The 22,866-nt window shown below is 65.5% G+C and carries 19 protein-coding genes; 5 read left to right on the plus strand and 14 right to left on the minus strand.

The features are described from left to right. Nucleotides 1–88 precede the first annotated feature (88 nt). Nucleotides 89–2,728 (minus strand): bifunctional diguanylate cyclase/phosphodiesterase, encoded by a 2,640-nt coding sequence (locus HZF03_RS03925; protein WP_420853843.1) that lies wholly within the window; start codon nt 2,726–2,728, stop codon nt 89–91. Between the two features lie 323 nt (nt 2,729–3,051). Beyond that, a complete protein-coding gene (locus HZF03_RS03930) occupies nt 3,052–3,453 on the minus strand; it encodes a hypothetical protein (RefSeq protein ID WP_011156345.1) in 402 nt (133 codons plus the stop codon). A gap of 431 nt (nt 3,454–3,884) precedes the next feature. Between HZF03_RS03930 and HZF03_RS03935 the strand changes: the two genes are divergently transcribed. Then, entirely contained in the window at nt 3,885–4,079 is a 195-nt protein-coding gene (locus tag HZF03_RS03935) for a hypothetical protein (protein WP_011156346.1), read from the plus strand. On the opposite strand, the gene HZF03_RS03940 is transcribed toward HZF03_RS03935, so the two are convergent. From HZF03_RS03940 to HZF03_RS03955, 4 genes are all read right to left on the minus strand, one after another. Next, nucleotides 4,080–5,345, minus strand: a complete 1,266-nt coding sequence (locus HZF03_RS03940) for an acyl-CoA dehydrogenase family protein (protein WP_119018486.1) — start codon at nt 5,343–5,345, stop codon at nt 4,080–4,082. An 80-nt stretch (nt 5,346–5,425) separates the two neighbouring features. After that, a complete protein-coding gene (locus tag HZF03_RS03945; protein WP_119018485.1) occupies nt 5,426–5,770 on the minus strand; it encodes a c-type cytochrome in 345 nt (114 codons plus the stop codon). 8 nt (nt 5,771–5,778) lie between these two features. Beyond that, a complete protein-coding gene (locus HZF03_RS03950; RefSeq protein WP_011156349.1) occupies nt 5,779–6,213 on the minus strand; it encodes a hypothetical protein in 435 nt (144 codons plus the stop codon). A gap of 188 nt (nt 6,214–6,401) precedes the next feature. Continuing rightward, the gene (locus tag HZF03_RS03955; RefSeq protein WP_119018484.1) at nt 6,402–8,219 is read right to left on the minus strand and encodes a putative bifunctional diguanylate cyclase/phosphodiesterase; all 1,818 of its coding nucleotides are present in this window, start codon (nt 8,217–8,219) and stop codon (nt 6,402–6,404) included. 178 nt (nt 8,220–8,397) lie between these two features. On the opposite strand from HZF03_RS03955, the gene HZF03_RS03960 reads away from it, so the two are divergent. Beyond that, complete coding sequence (locus HZF03_RS03960) at nt 8,398–9,240, plus strand: SDR family NAD(P)-dependent oxidoreductase (protein ID WP_119018483.1); 843 nt, start codon at nt 8,398–8,400, stop codon at nt 9,238–9,240. A gap of 135 nt (nt 9,241–9,375) precedes the next feature. Here the strand turns inward: HZF03_RS03960 and HZF03_RS03965 are convergent, their stop codons facing one another. After that, complete coding sequence (locus HZF03_RS03965) at nt 9,376–10,773, minus strand: cytochrome P450 (RefSeq protein ID WP_119018482.1); 1,398 nt, start codon at nt 10,771–10,773, stop codon at nt 9,376–9,378. A 120-nt stretch (nt 10,774–10,893) separates the two neighbouring features. After that, nucleotides 10,894–12,198, minus strand: coding sequence for an adenylate/guanylate cyclase domain-containing protein (locus HZF03_RS03970; protein ID WP_234832234.1), 1,305 nt, complete (start codon nt 12,196–12,198; stop codon nt 10,894–10,896). A 145-nt stretch (nt 12,199–12,343) separates the two neighbouring features. Here HZF03_RS03970 and htpX point away from each other — a divergent pair, with 145 nt between their 5' ends. Both htpX and HZF03_RS03980 read left to right on the plus strand, forming a co-directional pair. Further along, a complete protein-coding gene (gene htpX, locus HZF03_RS03975) occupies nt 12,344–13,321 on the plus strand; it encodes a zinc metalloprotease HtpX (RefSeq protein ID WP_119018481.1) in 978 nt (325 codons plus the stop codon). 252 nt (nt 13,322–13,573) lie between these two features. After that, on the plus strand, nt 13,574–14,989 hold the full coding sequence (locus tag HZF03_RS03980) for an MFS transporter (protein WP_119018480.1): 1,416 nt from the start codon (nt 13,574–13,576) through the stop codon (nt 14,987–14,989). Here HZF03_RS03980 and HZF03_RS03985 read toward each other — a convergent pair. The 4 genes from HZF03_RS03985 to HZF03_RS04000 all read right to left on the minus strand — a co-directional run bounded on the left by HZF03_RS03985 (nt 14,986) and on the right by HZF03_RS04000 (nt 19,701). Next, entirely contained in the window at nt 14,986–16,173 is a 1,188-nt protein-coding gene (locus HZF03_RS03985; RefSeq protein WP_119018479.1) for a pyridoxal-phosphate-dependent aminotransferase family protein, read from the minus strand. The two genes, HZF03_RS03980 and HZF03_RS03985, sit on opposite strands and share 4 nt — an antisense overlap. Nucleotides 16,174–16,228: 55 nt before the next feature. Further along, complete coding sequence (locus HZF03_RS03990) at nt 16,229–17,083, minus strand: LssY C-terminal domain-containing protein (protein WP_012494482.1); 855 nt, start codon at nt 17,081–17,083, stop codon at nt 16,229–16,231. 33 nt (nt 17,084–17,116) lie between these two features. Further along, nucleotides 17,117–17,848: a thermonuclease family protein gene (locus HZF03_RS03995; RefSeq protein ID WP_119018478.1), complete on the minus strand. Its 732-nt coding sequence runs from the start codon at nt 17,846–17,848 to the stop codon at nt 17,117–17,119. Nucleotides 17,849–17,961: 113 nt separating this feature from the next. Next, nucleotides 17,962–19,701, minus strand: a complete 1,740-nt coding sequence (locus tag HZF03_RS04000; protein ID WP_119018477.1) for a hypothetical protein — start codon at nt 19,699–19,701, stop codon at nt 17,962–17,964. Nucleotides 19,702–20,155: 454 nt separating this feature from the next. Between HZF03_RS04000 and HZF03_RS04005 the strand changes: the two genes are divergently transcribed. Next, nucleotides 20,156–21,022, plus strand: coding sequence for a caspase family protein (locus HZF03_RS04005; RefSeq protein ID WP_119018476.1), 867 nt, complete (start codon nt 20,156–20,158; stop codon nt 21,020–21,022). 90 nt (nt 21,023–21,112) lie between these two features. Here HZF03_RS04005 and HZF03_RS04010 read toward each other — a convergent pair whose 3' ends face one another. Together HZF03_RS04010 and HZF03_RS04015 are read right to left on the minus strand one after the other, a co-directional pair. Continuing rightward, a complete protein-coding gene (locus HZF03_RS04010) occupies nt 21,113–21,871 on the minus strand; it encodes a carbonic anhydrase (RefSeq protein ID WP_011156361.1) in 759 nt (252 codons plus the stop codon). Nucleotides 21,872–21,957: 86 nt separating this feature from the next. Further along, on the minus strand, nt 21,958–22,584 hold the full coding sequence (locus HZF03_RS04015; RefSeq protein WP_041809462.1) for a S24 family peptidase: 627 nt from the start codon (nt 22,582–22,584) through the stop codon (nt 21,958–21,960). Nucleotides 22,585–22,866 lie beyond the last annotated feature (282 nt).

The following is a 22,866-nucleotide window of genomic DNA, read 5'->3' on the forward strand; positions in this document are numbered from 1 at the left end:
ACGCGGCGGGGCCGGCGGAATGCGCCGGTACCGCGCAGTGTAGGGCCTGCTGCGAACCGCTGCTACGACGCAGAAGCAGTGATGATAATCAGGCGGCGCAGGTTGAAAGGTGCGAGGTGAGCAACTTGCGGAACGCCGCCGCGGGGACGGCCGGGCTGAACAGCCAGCCCTGCATCTGGGTGCAGCCGAGTGTGCTGAGGATCTCGCGCTGCCGCGCGGTCTCGACGCCCTCGGCGGTGGTGGTCATGCGGCGCGCCGCCGCGATGTTGACGACCGCCTGCACGATCGCGGTCGAGCCTTCGGTGGTGTCGATGCCGTCGATGAAACTGCGGTCGATCTTGATCTTGTCGAACGGGAAGCGTTGCAGATAGCTCAGCGACGAGTAGCCGGTGCCGAAATCGTCGAGCGAGATCCTCACGCCGAGGGCGCGAAGCTGGGTCAGCGTGCTCAGCGCGGCGTCATCGTCGTGAATCAGCACCGCCTCGGTGACTTCGAGTTCGAGCCGTTCCGCCGGCAGGCCCGCCGCACCCAGCACGGAGGCGACCAGCAGCGCCAGCGACGGCTGACGGAATTGCACCGGCGAGATGTTCACCGCGAGCGTGATATCGGCGTCCCATGTGGCCGCCTCGGAGCAGGCGGTCGCCAGCGTCCAGGCGCCGATCTCGTTGATCAGGCCGGTGTCCTCGGCGATCGGAATGAACTCGGCCGGCGAGATCATGCCGCGGGTCGGATGCCGCCAGCGCAGCAGCGCCTCGCAGCCGGTGATCGCGCCGCTGCTGAGATCGACCTGCGGCTGATAGTGGACTTCGAACCCGCGATCTCCGATCGCCTGGCGCAGGTCGAATTCGAGTTGCCGCCGCGTCTTGGCGACCGCGTCCATCTCCGGCTCGAAGAACCGGAAGGTGCGACGGCCTTCGGCCTTGGCGCTGTACATCGCAAGGTCGGCGTTCTTCACCAATTGGTCCAGATCAGCACCGTCGCGCGGCGCGATCGCGATCCCGATCGACGCATCGGTGGAGAGCTGGTGGCCGAGGCATTGATACGGCAGACGGATCGACTCGTAGATACGGTCGACCAGCGCGGTGGCTTCGTCGGCCCCGCTGACGCCGATCTGGATGATGGCGAATTCGTCGCCGCCGAGCCGGGCGACGAAGTCGGTCTCGCGCACGCAATCGCGCAGACGGACCGCGACCTGCTTCAAGAGTTCGTCGCCGACCGGATGGCCGAGCGTATCGTTGATGCTCTTGAACTCGTCGATATCGATATACAGCAGCGCGAACGGCGCACCGCGGCTGGCGCGTTGCAGTTCGTTTTCGAGCCGCTGTCGGAACATGGTGCGGTTCGGCAGGTCGGTGAGGCTGTCGAAATGCGCCAGATAGGAGATCCGCTCGTCGTAACGTTTGCGCTCGGTGGCGTCTTCATGGGTAATGACCCAGCCGCCGCCCGGCACCGGCACGCTCGAGAACTCGATCGAGCGGTCGTGAATGCTGTGAATCTCCGACACGCGTTGCGACGACAGCCGATCGATCAGATCGGTGGTGATCTTATCGACGTTGCCGCCGAGCGAACCGGTCAATTTGCGATGTTCGAGCACGTCGCGAAGACTGCAGCCGGGCTTCACCACGTCGGGCGACAGGCCGTACATCTCCATGTAGCGCTGATTACAGATCACCAGCCGGGCCTGGGCATCGAACAGTAGCAGCCCCTGCGACATGTTGTTGATCGCGGTGTCGAGCCGTTGCTTGTCGAGCTGCAGCTTACGCTGGGTGGCGCGGTGGTGCTTGCCGATCTGATGAATGATCAGCAGCAGGATCACCGTCACCACCAAGGCCGAGACCGCCGCGACCGAGACCATCAGTTTGGTCTGGGTACGCCAGCTCGCCAGCGCATCCTCGGTGGTGGTGGTGACCACCATCACGATCGGCAGTTCAGTGAGCGCGTGCGACGCCACCAACCGGTCCTGCCCGTCGATCGGGCTCGTCAGCCGCGCGGTGGTGTCGTCGTCGAACATCGCCTGCTGCTGGAGCGGGCCGTCGCGGAAATTGCGGCCGATCATGCCCTCGGCGTAGGGATGGCGTGTCAGCAAGGTGCCGTCGCTGTGGTGCATCGAAACGGCAGATTCGCCGACCAGCGAGACTTGCGACAGGAAGCGGTCGAAATGCGCGGGTGTGATCGCGCGGGTGACGACGCCGAGGAATTCGCCGTCGGCTGCGGTCAGCCGCTGCGCCAGCACGATGCTCCAGCCGCCGGCCAGTGCGTTCTGTTCCAGCGCGACGGTGACCCGCTGCGCGATCCCGGATTTGTGGTCTAAAAAGTAGCGCTGATCGGCGATCGACAGCACCGGCACCGGCCACACGTCGGAGGTGTTGATCAGGGTGCCGCCCGCATCGAAAATCTTCAGCGCGGTGATCTCGTTTGCGCCTCTGGCCCGCGAGCGCAGCGTCTGATGCATCGCCAGCGTCGCCATCGTGCCGCCGAACGCTTCTGCGGATGGTTGTTGCATCTGGCGGGCGGTGGTGACGATGTCGTTCTGCATCGCCAGGAAATCGTCGATTTCGCGGTCGTAATGGAGCGCCAGCAGCAATGCGGTGTTGGACAGCTCGCGCTCGCCGTTGCGGAGCGCCTTCTCTTTGAAGTTGCTGACTGTCAGCGTGGTGGTGACCGCGATGCCGGCAATCAGCAGTGCGCCGCTCAGGATCAGCCAGAGGATCGGCCGAAGACGCAGCATCCCGGCGACGGACGATTTCGCGCCGCTGTCAGGAGGAGGTTCGAAAACGGGGTCGTCGGGTGGGACGCATTGCATCCTGCGAGAACTACCAGCCACAGATGATGGGCTGGTTAGCAATCACGGTAAGCGAAACTTGAATCGGGGAGCGGCGCTGGAATTGTTCAAGACGGCGCCTGTTCAATATTGCTCACGTTGGCAGCGGGTCAATCGCTGCGAAGGATCAACACGGCCGTCTTCCACACAAAGCAAAAGGCCGGCGGATCGCTCCGCCGGCCCTTCTGAAATACGAGCTGCAGCTGTTTGCCGCGCCGGACGTTGCCCGGTTAGTTGATCGGCGTGCCGGCGCGCGGCGCAGCGGCGCTGTTGGCACGATAGACCTCGAACACGCCCCACGCAGCGGCGGCGAGATACACCAGCGCCGCCAGATTGCGCGGCAGGATCATCGCCAGCGCGATCAGTGCGACCGCCGTGGCGCAGGCCTTCACCAGCTTGTTCTCGTCGGCGAAGATCAGCTTGAAGCGATCCCAGTTGTCGACCTTCAGCGGCAGTTCCAGGGTCTGCAGGCCGAACTTCTCCCAAGCGCCTTTGAAGCCGAGTTCGCGCGCCCACAGCAGGAACAGCGCGACCAGGAAGGCGACGATCGTGATGACCGCGGCGAGAGGGCCGCCCGCGTAGCCGATCACGACCACCAGGGCGACTGCAAAAGCACCGATCCAATATTGCATTGATTTACCTTTCGTCACCCGGCGCTCGCGGGTGCCCTTTCAGGTTCGCTCACGCGCGGTCGTCGCGGGTGAGGTGGAATGACAAGCCAGGCACGCGCTCGCTGTTGCGGAGGTCGTCATCCTCGTGCGCTCACGACCACAGCCTGCGGAACATCGACGCGTGCCGATTCCCAGCTCTTTTTGAATAGGGCAAATGAGAAAACGCTGCCAGTCAGGCGAATTGCTGACAGTGATCATTGGATGAAAGTGGTTCGCGGACGTTCCGGCCTGACGAATAGGTGGCCGGGTGCGGCATCCTGAGCGGCGCGCAGCGAAGCTCCCCTGCGGCGTATTCGCCTTTTGTCGGGTGCTGACCGGTATTCTTACCAGCGATCAACTTAATCACTGCGTAACGACGACTGCGAATAGTCGACCCTGAGGGGAGAATACCCATGCTGCAGACGCTCGAAACCACGGATTTGAAAGAAGCGCGCCGATCGCGGATCGCCCAGTTCAGCGGCCGCGCCGCCACGCTGAAGGTCGGCGGCTCCTCGGTCACCGGCATCGTTCGTGCCGTCAAGGAAGACAAGACCGGCGAGACCCCGCGCTGGATCGTCACCGTGATGGCGCAGCCGGCCCGGCGCTGATCACTCCGACAGCAATTGCGACGGTGGAACGAAGTGGTGGGCATTCTGGCCCGCCTGCGCTTTCGCCTTCGCCAGTTCGGCGCGGGCCACCACGCGCAGATGCACCTCATCAGGCCCGTCGAGAAACCGCATCGCCCGGCCCCAGGTCCATAAGTAAGACAATGGCGTATCCGGCGTCAGGCCCATCGCCCCGAACACCTGCATGGCGCGATCGACGATCCTCGTTTGCAGCCGCGCCGCCACCAGCTTGATCGCCGAGACATCGACCCGCGCTGCCGCATTGCCGGCGCGATCCATGCGGTGCGCCGCCTGCATCACCAGCAGCCGCGCCTGATCGATCTCCAGCCGCGATTCGGCGATCCAGTCTTGAATATTCGCGAAGTCGGCAAGGTGCTTGCCGAACGCCTCGCGTTCGAGCGCGCGCTCCGCCATCAGTTCGAGCGCGACCTCGCATTGGCCGATGGTCCGCATGCAATGATGTACCCGGCCGGGACCGAGCCGATCCTGCGCCAGGCGAAAGCCTTTACCTTCCTCGCCGAGCAGATTGGACGCCGGTACCCGGACGTTGCGGAACACCAGTTCGCAATGCCCTTCCGGCGAGTGATAGTGCATCACCGGGATGTTGCGGACGATCGAAAGCCCCGGCGTGTTCATCGGCACCAGCAGCATCGAGTGCCGCTCGGTCGAAGTTGCCGGCAGGTGTTCGCCGGTGACGCCCATCACGATCGCGAGTTTGCAGTTCGGATGCGCCGCCCCGGTGATGAACCATTTGCGGCCGTTGATGACGTAGTCGTCGCCGTCACGGGTGATGGTGGTGCGGATATTGCGCGCGTCCGACGAGGCGGCATCCGGCTCGCTCATCGCGAAGCAGGACCGGATCTCGCCGATCAGCAGCGGATCGAGCCACTCGGCGCGCTGCTCCGGCGTCGCTGCCAGATGCAGCAACTCCATATTGCCGGTGTCGGGCGCGTTGCAGTTGAATACTTCCGACGCCCAATGCACCCGGCCCATGATCTCGGCGAGCGGCGCATATTCGACGTTGCTGAGACGCTGGCCGGGATCCTCATCCCGCAGGCCCGGCAGAAACAGATTCCACAGATCTTCGGAAAACGCCCGCGACTTCAGCCGCTCGATCAGAGCCAGCGGATAGTGCCCCGCGGCCACCTCGCGATGCCAGGCGACATTGGCCGGCTCGACGTGGAAACGCATGAAGTCGTACAGCTGCGCGCGCAGCCGTTGCACCTTGTCGCTGTGGTCGAAATCCATACGCGGCTCTCAGGCGGGAAGGGCGGCGGAGCGGTCCGCCGAGGTCGGTGGCGCCGGCACGCGGCGTCGCTGCGACCGCATCAATTGCGCTTCAGGCTGAGGATGTATTGCACGATCTCGGCGGCATCGCCGGGCGCAATGATGAAGTTCGGCATGTTGGTGTGGTTGGAGCGCAGGAACACCTTCAGCGACAGCGCCGTGGTCGAGGGCAAATTGGCGATCCGGGAGAACCCCGGACCTTTGCCGTCGCGGGCAGCGTCCGGCTCGATGGCGTGGCACTCCGCACACCACTGCGCGGCGAGCTTATGACCGGTCGAGATGCCGTCCTGCGGGGCGGCAGCGTCGGCGCGGTGCAGCCGAACCGTCAGCAGCATCGCGACGATCAGACATCCAGTGGCCGGGAGCCGGAACCAACCCTGCGACATCGACACGATTAGTGACGGACCGTGCCGGGCGCGACGTGGAAGTCCTTGTCCAGGGCGTCGAGCGTCACCTTGTTGGCGCAGTACGCCTGGTAGTGTTCGGCCAGCGAACCGTCGGCGATGTCATGATCGCATTCCGCCTTGTGCCGGCACAGCGCGCAGACGCGCTCGAGATCGCGCATCACCAGCGGTTGGGCGCGGGCGATCGCGTCCTCGTCGATCCCGAGGACCTTGAGGAGCTGCGGCAGCTCTTCGACCTTGTGCGGACCCTGGCGGACCAGCTCGTCGAGATCCGATGCGGTGACGCCGAGGTCGTGTGCGATACGGCCGAATTCCGCGGAGTCGAATTGGCACATCTCGACGACTTCACGGCGATGCTTCAGCCAGTCGGCGAAGGTTTCGAGCAGCCGGTCGACGAGCGGATAGGGGCGGCTATGGGCAGGCATTTCGCCCTCCAAGATGTCTGACGGTGATGGTACAATCGCCGAACGCACCCCCAATCACATTGCGATAGATCAAGCACAACACCCCGGACATCACCGGAGGTAACGGCCGACAAGTCAGCAAAATCAGGTGTTTGTTCGCTGTGCGGAATGCGGTTCTATGACCGCTTAGCGCCGTGCTGATCGCGCGGTCAGCGCCGCGCGTAGGTGGCCCGGGTCAGCGGCTGACGCGCTTGTTCGAGGTGACGGCCGGGCCCGCCGGGGCGGCCACCGCTGAACACCGGAATGGTCGGCCGCAATTCTTCGAGGAAGATCGGCTTGGAGTAGTAGTAGCCCTGCGCGTAGCGGATACGTGTCATCGCCTGCAGGTAAGCGAGCTCTTCGAAGGTCTCGAGCCCTTCGGCGATCACCGTCATGCCGAGTGCGTCGCTGAGCGACTCGATCGCGCGCAAAATGCCCTGGCTGCGCGGTCGCTTGTGAATGTCCGTGATGAATGAACGGTCGATCTTGATCTCGTCGGCGGTGATATCGGCGAGCGCCGACAGCGACGAGTAGCCGATGCCAAAATCGTCGATCGAAATGCCGACGCCGATCTCCCGCAGCATCGGCAGGATCTGCTTCTGAAAATGTGCCTTGGCGACGAATGCGTCCTCGGTGATCTCCACCATGAACCGCTTCGGACATTCGGTTGCGGCCAGCGCTTCGCAGAACGAGCGCATGAAGTCCGGCGAGCCGGCCTGCTTGGCGGCGACATTGACGCTGATGCTGGCGTCCTCGCCGAAGGTGGCGTTGATCAGGTCGATCGATTTCATGATCTCGGCGAGCACCAGATGGGTCAACTCGTCGATCAGGCCGAGTTCGACCGCGAGATCGACGAAGGTGCCCGGCGCCTGAATCACGCCGTTATCGTCGCGCAGCCGCACCAGAGCTTCGACGCCTTTGATTTCGTTGGTGCGGATGTCGACCTTGGGCTGGAATGCGCAGCAGAAACGCCTGTCGAGAATGGCCTGGCGCAGCGACTGCTCCACCGCCATCCGCTCCAACGCCTCGCGCTCCATCGCGATGTTGAAGATCGCCGAGGCGCCTTTGCCGTCGCTCTTGACCCGGTACATCGCGATGTCGGCGTTCTGCCGCAGCGCCTCGTAGCTGTGGCCGTGCTCGGGATACAGGCTAATGCCGATCGAGGCCGACGCGAACACTTCAGTGCCGTCGATGTAGAACGGGGCCTTCAGTCGCTGCAGCAGGAAGTTGATGTGCTCGGCGACTTCCGCTTCGCTGGTGATGGGATCGAGCAGCAGCAGGAATTCGTCGCCGCTGATCCGCGACAGCACGTCGGTGTCGCGCAGCTCCAGCGACAGCCGCTTGGCGATGCCGACCAGCAGGGCGTCGCCCACCGAATGGCCGTAGTAATCGTTGATGTGCTTGAAGTTGTCGACGTCGAGAAACGCCAGCGCAAAATGGTGCGGCCGGTGGTCCTCGAGCAGCTCGGTGACGTGGCGCTCGATCACGGCGCGGTTGGGCAGGCCGGTGAGCTCGTCGTAATAGGCACGGCGGAACAGCTCGTCCTCGATCACCTTCTGCTCGGTGACGTCGAGGGAGCTCGACAGCAGCAGTTTGCGCCCCGCGATATCCATCGGCTTGTGCGCGGTCAGCAGCGCGCGGGTCGCGCCGCCGAAGGTGATGCGCTCCTCGCGCGTGCCGGACTGGCCCTGCGCGAGCATCGCGGCGCCGTCGCTGCGGCGGCGGTCGAGCGGAAGGTTGCCGGCGGCGTCGGTCGATGAAGGCGCAAGCCGATATTGTGCGGCGGCCGCGTCGTTGATGAAGATGAAGCGGCCTTGCTCGTCCTGGACCGTGACGGCCGAAGGCAGCGCGCGCACGATTTCCTTGAACAGCCGCAGGTCCCCGGTTTCTGCAGCCGCGATGCCGGCCGCGTCCGTGGAAGGCGCCTCATCGCTCTCGGCGACGTCGGTCGTCACGGTTGAGGGAGAGTATGGTGCGGCGCTCGTCATGCGCGCGAAGGATGGCGAAGGCCGCTGTAATAATGGTTAAGTGCCCCCCTGGATGCCGGCGCAATCCCCGCATCCGCAGTGGATTTGAATTGCAGTCGAGTATTCGTCATTAACAGAGTATCAACACCTACAACGAAAGACGCGGCAGCAACGGTTGCCCGATCAGGGAGAGACAGCGATGGGACGGCTCGACGGTAAGGTTGCGGTGATCACCGGTGCGACCAGCGGCATCGGTTGGCGCACTGCGGAGGTATTCGTTGCCGAAGGCGCCCGGATCGTCGTCGCCGGCCGCCGCATGGCCGAGGGCGAGGCGCTGGCGGCGCAGCTCGGTTCGTCCTGCGTGTTCAAGCAGACCGATGTCACCGACGAGGCTCAGGTGAAGGCCTTGATCGGCACCGCGCTCGACACCTTCGGCAGGCTCGACTGCCTGTTCAACAATGCCGGCGGTCCGGCGCAGACCGGCGGCATCGAAGGCATCGAGGTCGATCGCTTCGACGCCGCGATGGCAACGCTAGTGCGCAGCGTGATGCTGGGCATGAAGCACGCCGCGCCGGCGATGAAGAAGCAGGGCGCCGGATCGATTATCAACAACGGCAGCATCGCCGGCCGACTCGCCGGGTTTTCGTCGTCGCTGGTGTATGGTGCCGCCAAGGCGGCGGTGAATCATTTGACCAAATGCGTCGCCATGGAGCTCGGCGAATCCGGCATCCGCGTCAATTCGATCTCGCCGGGTGCGATCGCGACCGGCATCTTCGGCAAGGCGCTGGGGCTCACCACCGATGCGGCCGAAAAGACCGCAGCCACGATGCGCGAGATCTACAAGACCGCGCAGCCGATTCCGCGTGCCGGCATTCCGGACGATATCGCCCAGGCCGCGGTGTTTCTCGCCAGTGACGAGTCGACCTTCATCAACGGTCATGATCTCGTCGTCGACGGCGGCATCACCGGCGGCCGCAACTGGACTGCCCAGCAGCAAGGCTACGTCGCGCTGCGCAAGGCGTTCGATCACGGCGAGGGGTGAGCACCGGTTTTCCGTCATTGCGAGGAGCACTCGGATCGGTGCTCCGCGCCGTCCGAGCTCGGGCTCCGCGACGAAACAATCCAGAGGCTCGGTGCATTGAGCTCTGGATTGCTTCGAATCGCTGGCAATGACGGACTAATGCGCTACGTCGAACGACTTCGTCGGCGTGACCTGGACCCGAAGCCCGTCTTTCGGCTTCGGGATCGGCCACATCTGCCACGAAGCCTGATAGTTCGGCGGTAGTGACAGGTCGAGGTGTTGCAGCAGGTGCACCGCGAAGCACTTCGCCTGCATGTAGGCGAAGTTGAGCCCGAGGCACATGTGGGCGCCGCCACCATACGGAATCCAGGCGAAGCGGTGACGGCCGCGCGAGGCTTCGTCGGTGAAGCGCAGCGGATCGAACTGATCCGGGTTCGGCCAGATCTCCGGCATGTGGTGAGTGAACAGCGGATTGACCGCCACCATGGTGCCGGCTGGGATCGAGTAGCCCTTGAAGCTGAAGGCACGGGTTGCCCGCCGCGGCAGCGACGGCACCGGCGGCCGCAGCCGCATCGCTTCCTTGAAGGCCATCTCGGTGAGCGGCAGCGCGTCGAGCTGTTCGAAGCTGATCGGTTCGCCCGGCTTCAGACCGAGACCGGCGATCTCTTCGCGCAGCTTCTGCTGCCATTCCGGATGCGCCGCCAGCGCAGCGACGAACGAGGTCAGCGACGACGTCAGGGTGTCGTGCGCCGCCATCATCAGGAAGCTCATGTGGTCGATGATCGCCTGGTTCGACAGCAGCGCGCCGTCGTCGTGGGTGGCGCGGCAGAGCTGCGAGAACAGGTCGTCGCCGCCCTTGGCACGGCGGATCGGAATCTGTTCGGCGAAGTAAGCGACGATGCGCTGCCGGCCCTTGACGCCGCGGGCCATCGCGGTGCCCGGCCATGGCTTGCGGATCGGCGCCACGGAAGCGGCGACCATGTCGATGAAGGCGCGGTTGACCTCTTCGGTCTCGGCGCCGATCGCGGTGCCGAGGAACGAGGTCGCGGCGAGATCGAGCGTGAGCTGCTTCATCGCCGGGTAGCACAGCATCTCGCCGGGGCGGGCGCGCCACTCGGCGACGCGGCGGGCGATGCCGGCGTTGAGCTCGGCCAGATAGGACTGCATCGGCCCGGCCTTGAACGCCACCGACAGTGTGCGCCGGTGCAGCCGGTGCTCGTCGAAATCGAGCATCATCAGGCCGCGCGGAAACAGCCGCCCGAGGATCGGGCCCCAGCCATGGGTCGAGGAAAACAGCTTGGTGTTATCGAACAGCACCAGCTCGTTGGCTTCAGGCCCGAGCAGGGTGATCGAGGTCTCGCCGAGCACTCGGCTGCGATAGACCGGACCATAGGTCCGCGCCATCTTCTCGACCTCGCCCTTCGGATCGGCGAGCACCGCCAGGGTGCGGCCGATGATCGGCCAGCCTTCGTCACCGGGAACGTGGGCGAGCGCGCTCGGCTTTGGCGGCGACAGCCGTGCGACGAGTGACGAATCCGCAACCTGGATCGACATGGGGCCTCCCTAGGCGGTTGTATCGGCCATGCGGAGGTGTGCCTCCGTTCTGTGGCGCGTTGCAGTTGAAAATAGGAGGCGTCCGCTCGGCTTGGCAAGGCCAATCCGAAGCGGCGAGGATTATGACGCAGCGGCCAGCGGCTGCCGGAGCGGCTGTTCGGGCGGGCTGAAGATCGTCATCGGCACGGTGACGCCGCGCAGCGGGTAGTCCCCGAGCGGCTCCAGCGGTGCGTCGATATGGGTCGCGGCCGCCGCCGTCACCAGGATACTGCGCCCGGTACTTTTTTGCAGCGCCTCGACCCGGCTGGCTTCGTTCACCGCCGGTCCGATCACGGTGAAGTCGAGGCGTTCGGCGGCGCCGATGTTGCCGAAGAACACTTCGCCTTCGTGCAGCGCGATGCCGGCGCGGAGCGGACGCCAGCCTTCGCAATTCACGCCGGCCGGATCGACCAGGTTGAGTCGCCCCAGCCCCGCCTGCGCCTCGATCGCGGCCGTCAGCGCCGCGTTACCGGCGACGCGCGAATCATCGCCGAGCGGAAACACCGCCAGCAGCCCGTCACCGATGAACTTCAGGACGTCGCCGCCGTTGCGCAGCACCGCGTCGGCGAACACCTCGAAGTAAGCGTTCAGCAGTGCGATCATGTCGTTGCCGCACAGCCGGTCAGACAGGTCGGTGAAGCCGCGCAGGTCCGACATCCAGATGATGGCGCGGATCGGCTCGCCGGCGCCGCGCTTGATGTCGCCGCTCAGCACCTTGGCGCCGGCCACCGGGCCGAGATAGGCGCCGAGCGCGTTGATGGCGATCCGGGTGGCGACGTGGCGGCCGACATGCAGGCCGAACAGCGTCAGCAGCCGCTGAAACAGCGCGAGGTGCTCGTCGGTGAAGCCGCCGGGCTGCATGGTTGCCAGCGTAACGGCGTGGCGGAAGCGGTCGCCGCCCATCGGCAGCGCCAGGTACTCGGTGTAACCGCCGGCCGCGAGGTCGCGCATGATCGGGAATTCCGCCTGCGCGGCGGCGTCCTGCGGATTGCGCCGGATCGCCTTACCGCCCTGGAACAGGTTGTGCAGCGGATTGAGCCGGAATGCGTCGGTGTCGGCGGTCGATTGGTTGACCTGGACTTCGTCGCACAGCCCGTCGGAGGCGCGCCAGTTCCAGGCGAAGCCGAGCAGCTGCGGATGCAGCGTGCGGATGTGCAGCGTGGCGCGATGCACCGGCAGCCCGACCGCGGTCATCCGCCACATCAGCGATTCGAACGTCAGCAGCATTTCCGGCTCGGCGGCGGCATCATGCAGCAGCCAGGTTTCCAGCTCGGCCAGTGTGATGCTGGCGGGCAGGCAGGCGCGGCCGCGCTGACTGCGGCGGACGACGCTGACGCCGGCGGGATAGACGCGCATCGCGTCGGGTGGTGCGGTCGGATCGGTCACACAGGAACTTTCGTTGAGGATTGCGGCTGCGGCGAGCCGCGACGGCCTGCCGCACGAAGCGATCTTGCCCCGGCTGGCGGAATTCCCCATCTCACGGATGCGTTATCCAGGCTCCTTGCAGGAGCGGAGACGCAGGAGGAGGACCATGAGTTACTTCAAGACCGCTCTCTTGCTGGCCGGCCTGACCGCGCTGTTCATGGGGGTCGGCTATCTGATCGGCGGCGCCAACGGCGCGCTGATCGCGCTCGTCGTCGCCGCGGCGATGAACATCTTCACCTATTGGAATTCCGACCGGATGGTGCTGTCGATGTACGGCGCCCAGGAGGTCGACGAGCGCTCGGCGCCGGATCTGTACCGGATGGTGGCGGAACTGGCCGGCCGCGCCTCGCTGCCGATGCCGCGGGTGTTCATCATGGACAACCCGCAGCCGAACGCGTTCGCCACCGGCCGCAATCCGGAGAACGCCGCCGTCGCCGTCACCACCGGGCTGATGAACCAGCTCAGCCGTGAGGAACTTGCCGGCGTGGTGGCGCACGAACTGGCGCACATCAAGAACCACGACACGCTGCTGATGACCATCACGGCGACGATCGCCGGTGCGATCTCGATGGTGGCGCAGTTCGGCATGTTCTTCGGCGGCAACCGCGAGAACAACAACGGCCCGGGCCTGATCGGCTCGCTGGCGTTGATGATCCTCGCGCCGCTCGGCGCCATGCTGGTGCAGATGGCGATCAGCCGGACCCGCGAATACGCCGCCGACGAGATGGGCGCGCGGATCTGCGGCCAGCCGATGTGGCTCGCCTCGGCGCTCGGCCGGATCGAAGCGGCGGCGCATCAGGTGCCGAACGTCGATGCCGAACGCTCGCCGGCGACTGCGCATATGTTCATCATCAATCCGCTGTCGGGGCAGGGCATGGACAATCTGTTCGCCACGCACCCGTCCACCGACAATCGGGTCGCCGCGCTGCAGCGGCTCGCGGCCGAGATCGGCGGCAGCTCGTATCGTCCGGCCTCGACGTTCTCCCGCGGCGCCGGCACGGCTGCCTCGAGCGGCACCACCCCGCGCGGCACCGGCCGCAGTCCTTGGGGCGGCCAGCCGCGTGGCCGAGGTCCGTGGGGTTAGTTCACGCCCAGTGATGGATGCTTCGAAGGCCCCGGTTCGCCGGGGCCTTTTTGTTTTTGCTGCATTGCGAGGAGCGTAGCGACGAAGCAATCAATAAACTCCGCACTCAGGACTCCTGGATTGCTTCGCTGCGCTCGTAATGAGGAGGGAGAGGCATTTGCTGAACGGCGCCTGTTTACCTGGCTGGTAATCGACCCGATGATGGCGGGCTGCGACCGTGGGACAGCTCAAGCCTTGCCGGGATCCGTCGCCATGCATCAGACCGTTGCCGCAACGATCGATAGTGCCCGCCGCTGGCGGGGGCTGGCGATCGTGGTCGCCGCGCAGTTCATGTTCGGGGTCGATGCCTTCATCGTCAACGTCGCGCTGCCGACGATCTCGACCGAACTCGGCGCATCATCGTCGCAGCTCGAGGCGGTGATCGCGATCTACCTGATCGGCTACGCGACGCTGATCGTCACCGGCGGCCGGCTCGGCGATATCTTCGGCACCAAGACGGTGTTCCTGCTCTGCGTCGCCGGCTTCACGCTGACCTCGCTGTGGTGCGGGCTGGCGCGCTCCGGTCCCGAACTGATCCTGGCGCGGCTCGCGCAGGGCACCACAGCGGCGTTCATGGTGCCGCAGGTGCTGGCGACGCTGCACGTGCTGTTTCCGGACGCCGCGCGCGCCAAGGCGTTTGCGATCTACGGCACCGTGCTCGGGCTCGCCGGCGCCACTGGCTTCGCGCTGGGTGGCCTGTTGGTGACGCTCGATCTCGGTGGCTTCGGCTGGCGCTCGATCTTCTACGTCAATGGTCCGGTCGGGGTGATCATCATCGCGGCCGCAGCCCGGGTGATGCCGCAGACGCCGCGGCGGCCGGGCACGCGGCTCGATCTCGGCGGCGCCATGATCCTGTTCGCCGGCCTCGTCTGCGTGATCGGTCCGTTGCTGTTCGGCCGCGATGTCGGCTGGGCCGGATGGGTCTGGGCCGTGATGGCCGGCGGCGGCGCGATGCTGGCGCTGTTCCTGCGCTACGAGCGCCGTGTCGCCGCGCGCGGCGGCATGCCGGTGGTCGACCTGACGCTGCTCGGCGATCGCGCGTTCGTCCGTGGCCTCGGCGCGGTGTTCTGCTTCTTCTTCGCCAACCAGTCGTTCTATCTGGTGATGACGCTGTACATGCAGCTCGAGTTGAACGTGCCGCCGCTGCAGGCTGGCTTGGTGTTCCTGCCGCTGGCGCTGGCCTTCGTGATCGCGTCGCGGCATTCCGGCGCGCGCGCCCGGCGCCGCGGCACGCTGGTGCTGATCGAGGGCTGCCTGCTGCAGATCGCCGGCCTTGGCCTGATCGCTGCCACGGCGACGGTGATCGCGTCGCCGACGCCGTTCGTACTTGCGCTGGCGCTGCTGGTCGCAGGCTATGGCCAGGGCCTGGTGATGGCCCCGCTGTCGGGCGTGGTGCTGTCGAGCGTGCAGGCGACCAGCGCGGGCTCGGGCTCGGGCCTCTACGGCACCACCACGCAGATCGCCAGCGCGGCTGGCGTCGCCGTGCTCGGCTCGGTGTACGTCACGCTGGCGCAAAACGGCTCGGGCCGCCTTGCGCTGCTCGGCGCGCTGGCGCTGCTCGGGCTCGCGATTGCCGGCTGCATAGGGCTGCTGCGCTGGATGCGCCGCGCCGTGGCGGTGGCAGCTTAAGCCGGCACGTTCTCGGCGAGGTACGCCACTGCGGCATCGACGCCGCCGCGGCTGTGCGGGATGCCGAGCGCGGACAGCGCCATCTCGATCACGCCGAGCGTACCGAGCACCATCGGGGCGTTGACGTGGCCCATATGGGCGATGCGAAACGCCTTGTTCTGCAATTCGCCGATGCCGACGCCGAGCACCACGCCGCATTTGTCCTTGCAGTAGCGATGCAGCGCCGCGATGTCGTGCCCCTCGGCGGCGCGCACGGTGGTGACCGTGTCGGCGCGTTCGTCCGGGTGCTCGATGTTGAAGCCGAGCACGTTGCCTTCGGACCAGACGCCGACGGCGCGGCGCACCGCACCGGCGAGCAGATGATGACGCCGGAAGGTGTTGTCGAGTCCTTCGGCGAACAGGATGTCGAGCGCCTTGCGCAGCGCGAACAACAGATGCACTGGGGCCGTGCCGGCGTACTTTTGGTAGTGCTCGGGCCCGTCCCGCTCGGTCCAGTCCCAATACGGCGTGCGCAGGCCGGCGCGCTGGTGCGCGGCGCGGGCGCGGTCACCGACCGCGACAAACGACAGGCCGGGTGGTGACATCAGCCCCTTCTGCGACGCCGACATCGCGACGTCGATGCCCCAGCCATCCATCTCGAACGGCATGCAACCGAGCGACGCCACCGCATCGACCATGAACAACGCCGGGTGGCCGGCGGCCTTGATGGCGCGGCCGATCGCTTCGAGATCGTTGCGTGCGCTGGAAGCCGTGTCGACCTGCACCACCACGATCGCCTTGATGCTGTGGTCGGTATCGCGGCGCAGCCGCGCTTCGACCTCATCGACGCGAACCGCGCGGCGCCAGTCGCCATGCAGCACCTCGACGTCGCAGCCCATCGCACGGGCCGCGTTGCCCCAGCCGACCGCAAACCGTCCGCTTTCCAGCACCAGCACCTTGTCGCCGCGCGACAGCACGTTGCTGATCACCGCCTCCCAGGCGCCGTGACCGTTGGCGATGTAGATGTAGGACTTGCCCTTGGTGGCGAACAGCCGGCTAAGGTCCGTGTGAAGCCCCTCGCTCAGCGCCACCATCTCGTTCGAGTAGATGTCGAGCGCCGGGCGATGCATCGCCTGCAGCACCTCGTCGGGCGTGGTGGTGGGGCCGGGAATCGCCAAGAATTCCCGTCCGGCGCTGACGGCCATGATGCTTGTCCCTGTTGTGAGAGATGCGCGACCATGCCGGCTCGCAGCATTGATTTCAAGGCGCGCTCGCGCCGGGCTCGATTGCATTGGTGACGGTGCGGAAGATCTGATCCTTGATCTCGGTGGCGAGCGGACTCGGCAGAATCTCGGCCGGGCTGCTGCGCTTCTTGCAGCCTTCCGTCAGCCGCAGGATCCACACCTCGCCGTCGGTGTAATACAAATCGCCTTCGCCGTTGCGGCCGGCGATGGTCGGGCCGACGCCGGTGATCTGATATTTCGCGTCGACCATTGCGGCCGCTTCGAGGTCGGCGGCGAACTGGTCGCGCTCGGCATCGATGTCGGGTGCGATGTGATGCGTCACTGCGCCGGTGTAGTGGCTGACGCCGACGCCGCGGTCGAAGGTGGCGCTGCCGAGCCAGACCGGGCGGCCTTCCTGGCCGCTGTCGAGCACTTTCCACAGCCGTACATGATTGCGCCGGTCGGCGCTGCGCCCGTCGGGTTTTTCGAATGCGAGATCCTCGCGGCGGTCGAGGTAGTACAGGCTAGACACCGGCGCGTCCGGATAGGGACGATCGAGCAGCACGCTGCCGGCGATCGCGATTGAGGAGCGCAGCGTGATCGGATCGGCCGGATGCCAGTTCGCCGCCAGGATCGCGCAGACGATCTCGTGCTGATCGCCGATCAGCCCAACATTGATCGGATCGCCGGGAATGCCCTGCGCGGTGCGGGTCACCATCGGCATGTCGGCGAGTTTGCTCTGGTGTTCGTAATGGGTCCAGAACAGCGGCAGCGCCAGATAGGCGAGGATCGCGTAGCAGCCGATCAGCACCACCGAAAGCTGCCACGCCCGCCGCAGCCGGCGTTTGCGCGGCCGCTGCGGCCGCGAAGGATCATGTGCTGTGTGGTTCACGGTCCGCCCCTGCAGCCCCGCCTGTTGCGACGGCTAGCGCCGCGTCTCGCGGCAGCCGGCGGCCTCGGCTTCCTCGACCGAGCAGAACCAGCGGGTGCCCTTGCTGATCTTCATGCGGATCTGCGCGTACCAGCGGCTGGTCGGCTTGTGGTAGATGCACTCGCCGGATTTGTTGACGTTGCCCTTGATGGTGCAATCCGGCGACGGCGCGACCGGGCCGGAGGCCGACGCGAGTAGAATCCGCCGGGCATCCTTCGGCGGTTTGGTGGCGCCAAGAATTTGAGTCTTTGCACTGCGCACCCGCCAGTCCCACGGCGCGATGAACGAGCCCTGCCACAGCCCGAGCTTGGCCTCGCGTGCAGCTTTCTCTTCGCCCTCGTAGGCGTGGGAGTACTGCACGTAGGCCAGAGCCCAACCGTTCTTCACCATCCATTGTCCAAGGTCTTCGCCGTCGACCTCGCATTTGGCGATCGAGCGGCCGGCCTTGTCGACGCGCAGGACGTGGCAGGTCCAGCTCTTGCCGGCGGTATGCTGAGCCAGCGCGTCACGGGCGGCGACGCCGCAGGTCCAGCGATCGCCCTTGGGGTTAAGACAAAGCTGATCCACCCCCGGAGCGTCGATGCCGGCGAGCCGGATGCGGGTCTTCCCGATCAGCGCATGGTCGCCGTCGCGGATCTTCGGCACGCCGCTGATGTCGGCGGCTTGGGCCGTCATCGGCAGCAGCAGGAGCAAAAGCGGCAGCAGCCATGTGTTCAGCTTGAGCATGCGTCGACCTTCCCGGCAGGCACCCGTGCCGCAAACAGGTTCGCCGATTGTGCTGAATCTTGGGCGGCCGGGCCAGAGCCTCGGCAGCACCTTGCTTCAACTTCGCGCGAAGATCAGGCTTGCTGCACAGGCTGCAGCAGCGCCTTGCGCGCCAGCCCCAGCCCCATCAGCACGAATGCCGAGGTCACTTCCGGTCCGCCGACCAGAATGCGGGTCGGCGTCTTCATCTTGTTCCACTCATAGGCTTTGAACGGCGCGCGGCCGCCGCCTTCGCCGAGATGGCTAAGGATGCAATGCAGTGCCGGCGCGAAGTGCTGGCTGTCGCCGCCGAGATGGCCGAGCGCGATCAACGCCAGCGCGGCGTCGAACACGTTCATCTCCTTGGCGATCAGTTCGTCCTGCACGTAAGCCAGCACGCGCAGCCGGATCGCCTCGAACACGCCATCCGGATCGATCGCGCGCTTGGCGGTTTCATCGAGCGCCCGGAACGCCACGTAGCAGCGGCCGAAATAGGCGCAGTACAGTTCGGGCAGGTAGTACACGTGCGATTTCGAATCGGCGAACGCGCCGCTCGCTACCAGCCGGCGCTGGAAATCCACGATACGGCGCACCGTGTCCAGCCGCGCGGGCGTCTCGACGATCCGCCACCGCGCACAATTGCGGAAGCAGACTTCGAGCACGTCGAGATTGAGCGTCGGATCGAGGTCGTTGCCGAACGGGCGTTCGCCAGCCAGGCTGTCGATCCAGGTGACGATTCCGCCGTCGTAGTCGATGGTATCGTTGAGCGGTACCGTCACCATCGGGGCGTTGCCGCCTGCGCGGACCTGATAGGCACGATAAAGATCGATCAGCGGCTGATCGATAATCGGATCGGACGAGTTCGCCTGGGTGGCGGCCGAGATTGAACAGGCGGTGGTGTCGCAATCCGGCACGTACACGCCGAAGCCGAGGTTCTGTTTGACCTTGGCGAAGAACCGCGAAAACCGCGAATGCGGCGGTGGGGCCAGTGCGGTGATCACGTCGAACGGTTCGCCCTCGGCCGTGCGGACTCGCTCGCGGCTGGTCTTCAGGCAGAATTCGGTCATGTCGGCGATCATCCGCCGCGCCGCGCGGGTGTCGTCGGGCGTACCGAGGCCGGAATCGATGAAACCGAGCAGCGCCTCGATGTAGAACGCATCGTAATAGGCCGACCGATGCCGGATCTGCACCGGCGACCACATCGGCTCGGCGATCCCTCGCCAGCGCGGATTGATCACGCCTTCTGCCGGCGACCGTGCGATGAACACCCGCGCCAGATTGAACAGCAGCGTCGAGTTCTTGTAGCTGCGCGAATTCAGCCCGGTCAGTGCCGCGAGAAACGCACGGCCATCGAGATCCGCATCGCCGATCAGGTTGAACGACGCATAGGCCGGCAGGAAGCCGTTGCGGCTCCAGGATTGCAGCAAATGATCGCCGCAGGCGCGGATCGCGCTGTCGATATCGGCAAGCCGCGGCGTCTGCGCCGGCGCCACCCAGCTCGGCGGACGCGGGTGCTCCAGCCTGATGGTGTCGATCAGCTCGGCGATCGGTGCGCCGATCGCAGCCCAATCCGGCTCGGCGTCGTCGCGGGCGCTGATCAGCGCGTCGCGAACGGCGCGGAAACGCACCGGGTCGTGCAGCTCCGGCAGACCGGCTTTGCGCAGCAGCGGCCGCAGCGCCGGGTTGGCGAGCGAGGTCTTGTAGAATTTGGAGATGTGCGGATCGCCGTGCTTGTGGCCGAGGAATACCGGATCGCACAGGTCATACAGCGTCGGCGCTTGTTTCCGGGCGGTCAGCGCGCGGTACGCCGCGCCGGCCATCTTCAGCACATCCATGATCGTCTTCCGCGCGCTCTGACACGTTCGAGCCGACGAGGAATCGCATGGACGGACCGGGAATACAAACCCGCGGCCGTCGCCGGACTGGTTCTCGTCGGATGGCGGGAGGCGTAGGACAGATTGCTGCGCCTGCCCAAGATGATTTTTGTCGCAGCAAGATCAGCCAAGATTTCGCGGATGATCGCGAGGCTTTCCTCCCTGTCTGGACGGATCAGATCTCGTCGTGAGGTCGGTCGCGCAAGATCAGCGGAACGGAACATCCTCGCGGCTGTCCGGTTCGACGGTCCGGGTTCCTGCTGGCTTGCCTGAACGTCCTGGAGTGTTTAAGGGATTGTTATTGTGCAACGCCGCAAATTGAGCGCAATTCATACGCAAAAGACCCGCTCATCCCTGAACCTGAACGGCAGTGACGCGACGAAATGCCTGCGCGCGCCGATAAGGACGATTGACGATGAAGATCCGGCTGCATCGCTTTTCTCGGCGGACCCTCACCGCGGCAACTGCCTTGGTGGGCGTGGTGTCGCTGGCGATCGGCGCGCATGCGGCGCTGTACAAGCGCCCGGTCGATACGGCTCGGGTCGCCACGGCGGCGGCCATTGAGACGAAGACCACTTCGTCTCGGCTGGCGCTGGTCATCGGTAATGCCCACTATCCTGATGCCGCATCGCCGCTGCTGCAGCCGATCAACGACGCCCGCTTGCTCAGCGCCTCGCTGCGCCATGAAGGCTATGACGTCGACATGATCGAGGACGCCAGCCGCGACGAGATCCTTCGCGCGGTCGAGCGGATCAAGGCCCGCGCCGGCAAGGACGCGACCGTGATGCTGTTCTTCGGCGGCTACGGCATCCAGTCGGGGCGCGACAACTACATGATTCCGGTCGACGCCAAGATCTGGACCGAGGCCGACGTGCGCCGCAGCGGCGTCAGCGTCGAGCAGGTGCTGGCGGAGATCAAGGCCGCCGGCGCTCACACCAATCTGGCGGTGCTCGACGCCTCGCGCCGTAATCCCTATGAGCGCCGATTCCGTGCTTATTCGCACGGGCTGGCGCCGATCGAGACGCCGGCCAATGCGCTGGTGCTGTCGTCGGCGACGCCGGGGCAGGTGGCGGACGACAATAACGGTCCTAACAGTATGGTGGTTGGTGAGCTGATCGGTTCGCTGTCGTCGCCGGCAAGCGCGGAAGCCGCTTTTGCCAAGGCGCGGCAGGCGGTGATCAAGGCGACCAACGGCGCCCAGGTGCCGTCGATGACCTCGTCGCTGGTTGCGGACGTGCCGCTGGTGCCGGTCGCCGATGCGACGCCCAACACCGGCGGCTGAGCGTTCAGTCCGATTGTCTCTTTCTGAAAACGAAAAGGCCTGACGCGGTGTTCGCGTCAGGCCTTCGTTGCTGACAGCGTGTGGCGCCGGTTAGTTGGACTGCAGCACGAAGCGGCGGTTGTCCTTCTGCACCGGGCGCGCGTTCATCGGATACAGCTTGGCGAACGCCGCAACGTCTTCGGCCGCGACGGTGATCGGATCGGTCAGCACCATCCAGTCGACGACCTCCGAGCATGGCGGCGTCGTCAGCGAACCTTCATAGCGGTAGTAGCCGAGCTTGGCGGGCAGCAGCGCGTTCGGATTGATCCCAGCATCGGCCTTCACGGCTGGGCCTTCGCTCTGCGGCATGGTCGCGACGATCTTGGCGAACGCCGCGTTGGCGGCGCCTTCCTGCATCAGCACGCCGACCACGCCGAGCGTGCCGGAATCCATGCGGTGGACGAAGTGCACTTCCATCGGGAACGACTTGCCGTCGATCTGATGCTCGCTGGGGCGATGGAAATGGAATTGCACCAGCTTGAAGGTCGCGCCGCCGAGCTTGAGCGTCGAGCCTTCGGCCACGTTGAGCTGGATGGTATGGCCGTTGTTGATGATGGTATCGGCCGTGTCGGCCCACTGCACCTGCAGCGGAAACAGATTGGCGCTGACGGTGGAGCGGATATCGACCGGCGATTGCTGCACCCCGATCGAGCAGATCTGGTTGGCGGGATCGATCTCGCCCCACTTGGCCGGGCCGCCTTCACCCTCGTAGCCCCAATGGTGGGCGCCTTCGGCGGCAGCGCCGGCGGTGGCGCAAAGCGGACATAGAGCGAGGCCAGCAAAGGCCTTCAGGATATTGCGACGGTCCATCGACGTCTCCGGGGTTGATGCGCGGGAACTAGCATTGCCCGACGCCGGAGCAAAGGGAAGTGGGACGAATGAACGACGCTTTACGATTACTGACTGGCCCAGACGATTCGGCCGATCCATTCGATCTCTGACGGTGCCAGAGTCCGGTCGGGATGGCTGGGATTGAGAGAAGCAAGCTCGACCACCTTGGCGGTGCGCCGCTTCAACTCCTTGACCATCACTTCACCTTTGGTGGTTTTGACCACCACGCGGTCGCCGCGATGCACGGTGGCGCTCGGCGATACCACCACGATGTCGCCGCTGCGATATGCGGGCTTCATCGAATCGCCGGAGATCTCCAGCGCGTAGGCGTGCTCGTCGGTGATCGACGGGAGCCCGACTTCGTCCCAGCCCTTGCCGACCGGAAATCCGCCATCGTCGAAATACCCGCCGGAGCCGGCCTGAGCGAGGCCGAGCAGCGGGACCGACTGCACTACCCGCGGCCGATCGTGAATCAGTTGCACGAACGTATCGATCGCGGTGTTGGTGGCCTGCAGCGCCTTGGCGACTGATTCGGTCGAAGGCCAGCGCTCGCGGCCGTCATTGGTGATCCGCTTCGACTTGTTGAAGGTGGTGGGGTCGAGGCCGGATTTCTTGGCGAGTCCTGACGGGGAGAGGCCGGCCCGTTCGGCCAGCCGGTCGAGCGCAGTCCAGATCTGATCATGCGTCAGCATTTGCATCGGAAGGCACCCCGGACGCGCCGTCGGACCCGGCGCGAGAAACGGACTTACGACTAGGAATTATTGCCTTAATTGAAGGCGTTATGCAATCCCGTCCGGCGACAAAACCGCAAGCTCTTGCGAAGCCTCAGGACGGCCGATACGTTTGCCCGAACAGGTCCGGGATCGTCCGGGCGACCGAGGGTGTGCGGGTCCGCTATGCCGGATTCGGCTTTGCCCTTCCGACGTGCGCAACTTATTGTTTAGGCGGATGTTTCGGTTGCCCGGGGAGTTGCG

The organism is Rhodopseudomonas palustris, from assembly GCF_013415845.1.
Classification (GTDB): domain Bacteria; phylum Pseudomonadota; class Alphaproteobacteria; order Rhizobiales; family Xanthobacteraceae; genus Rhodopseudomonas; species Rhodopseudomonas palustris_F.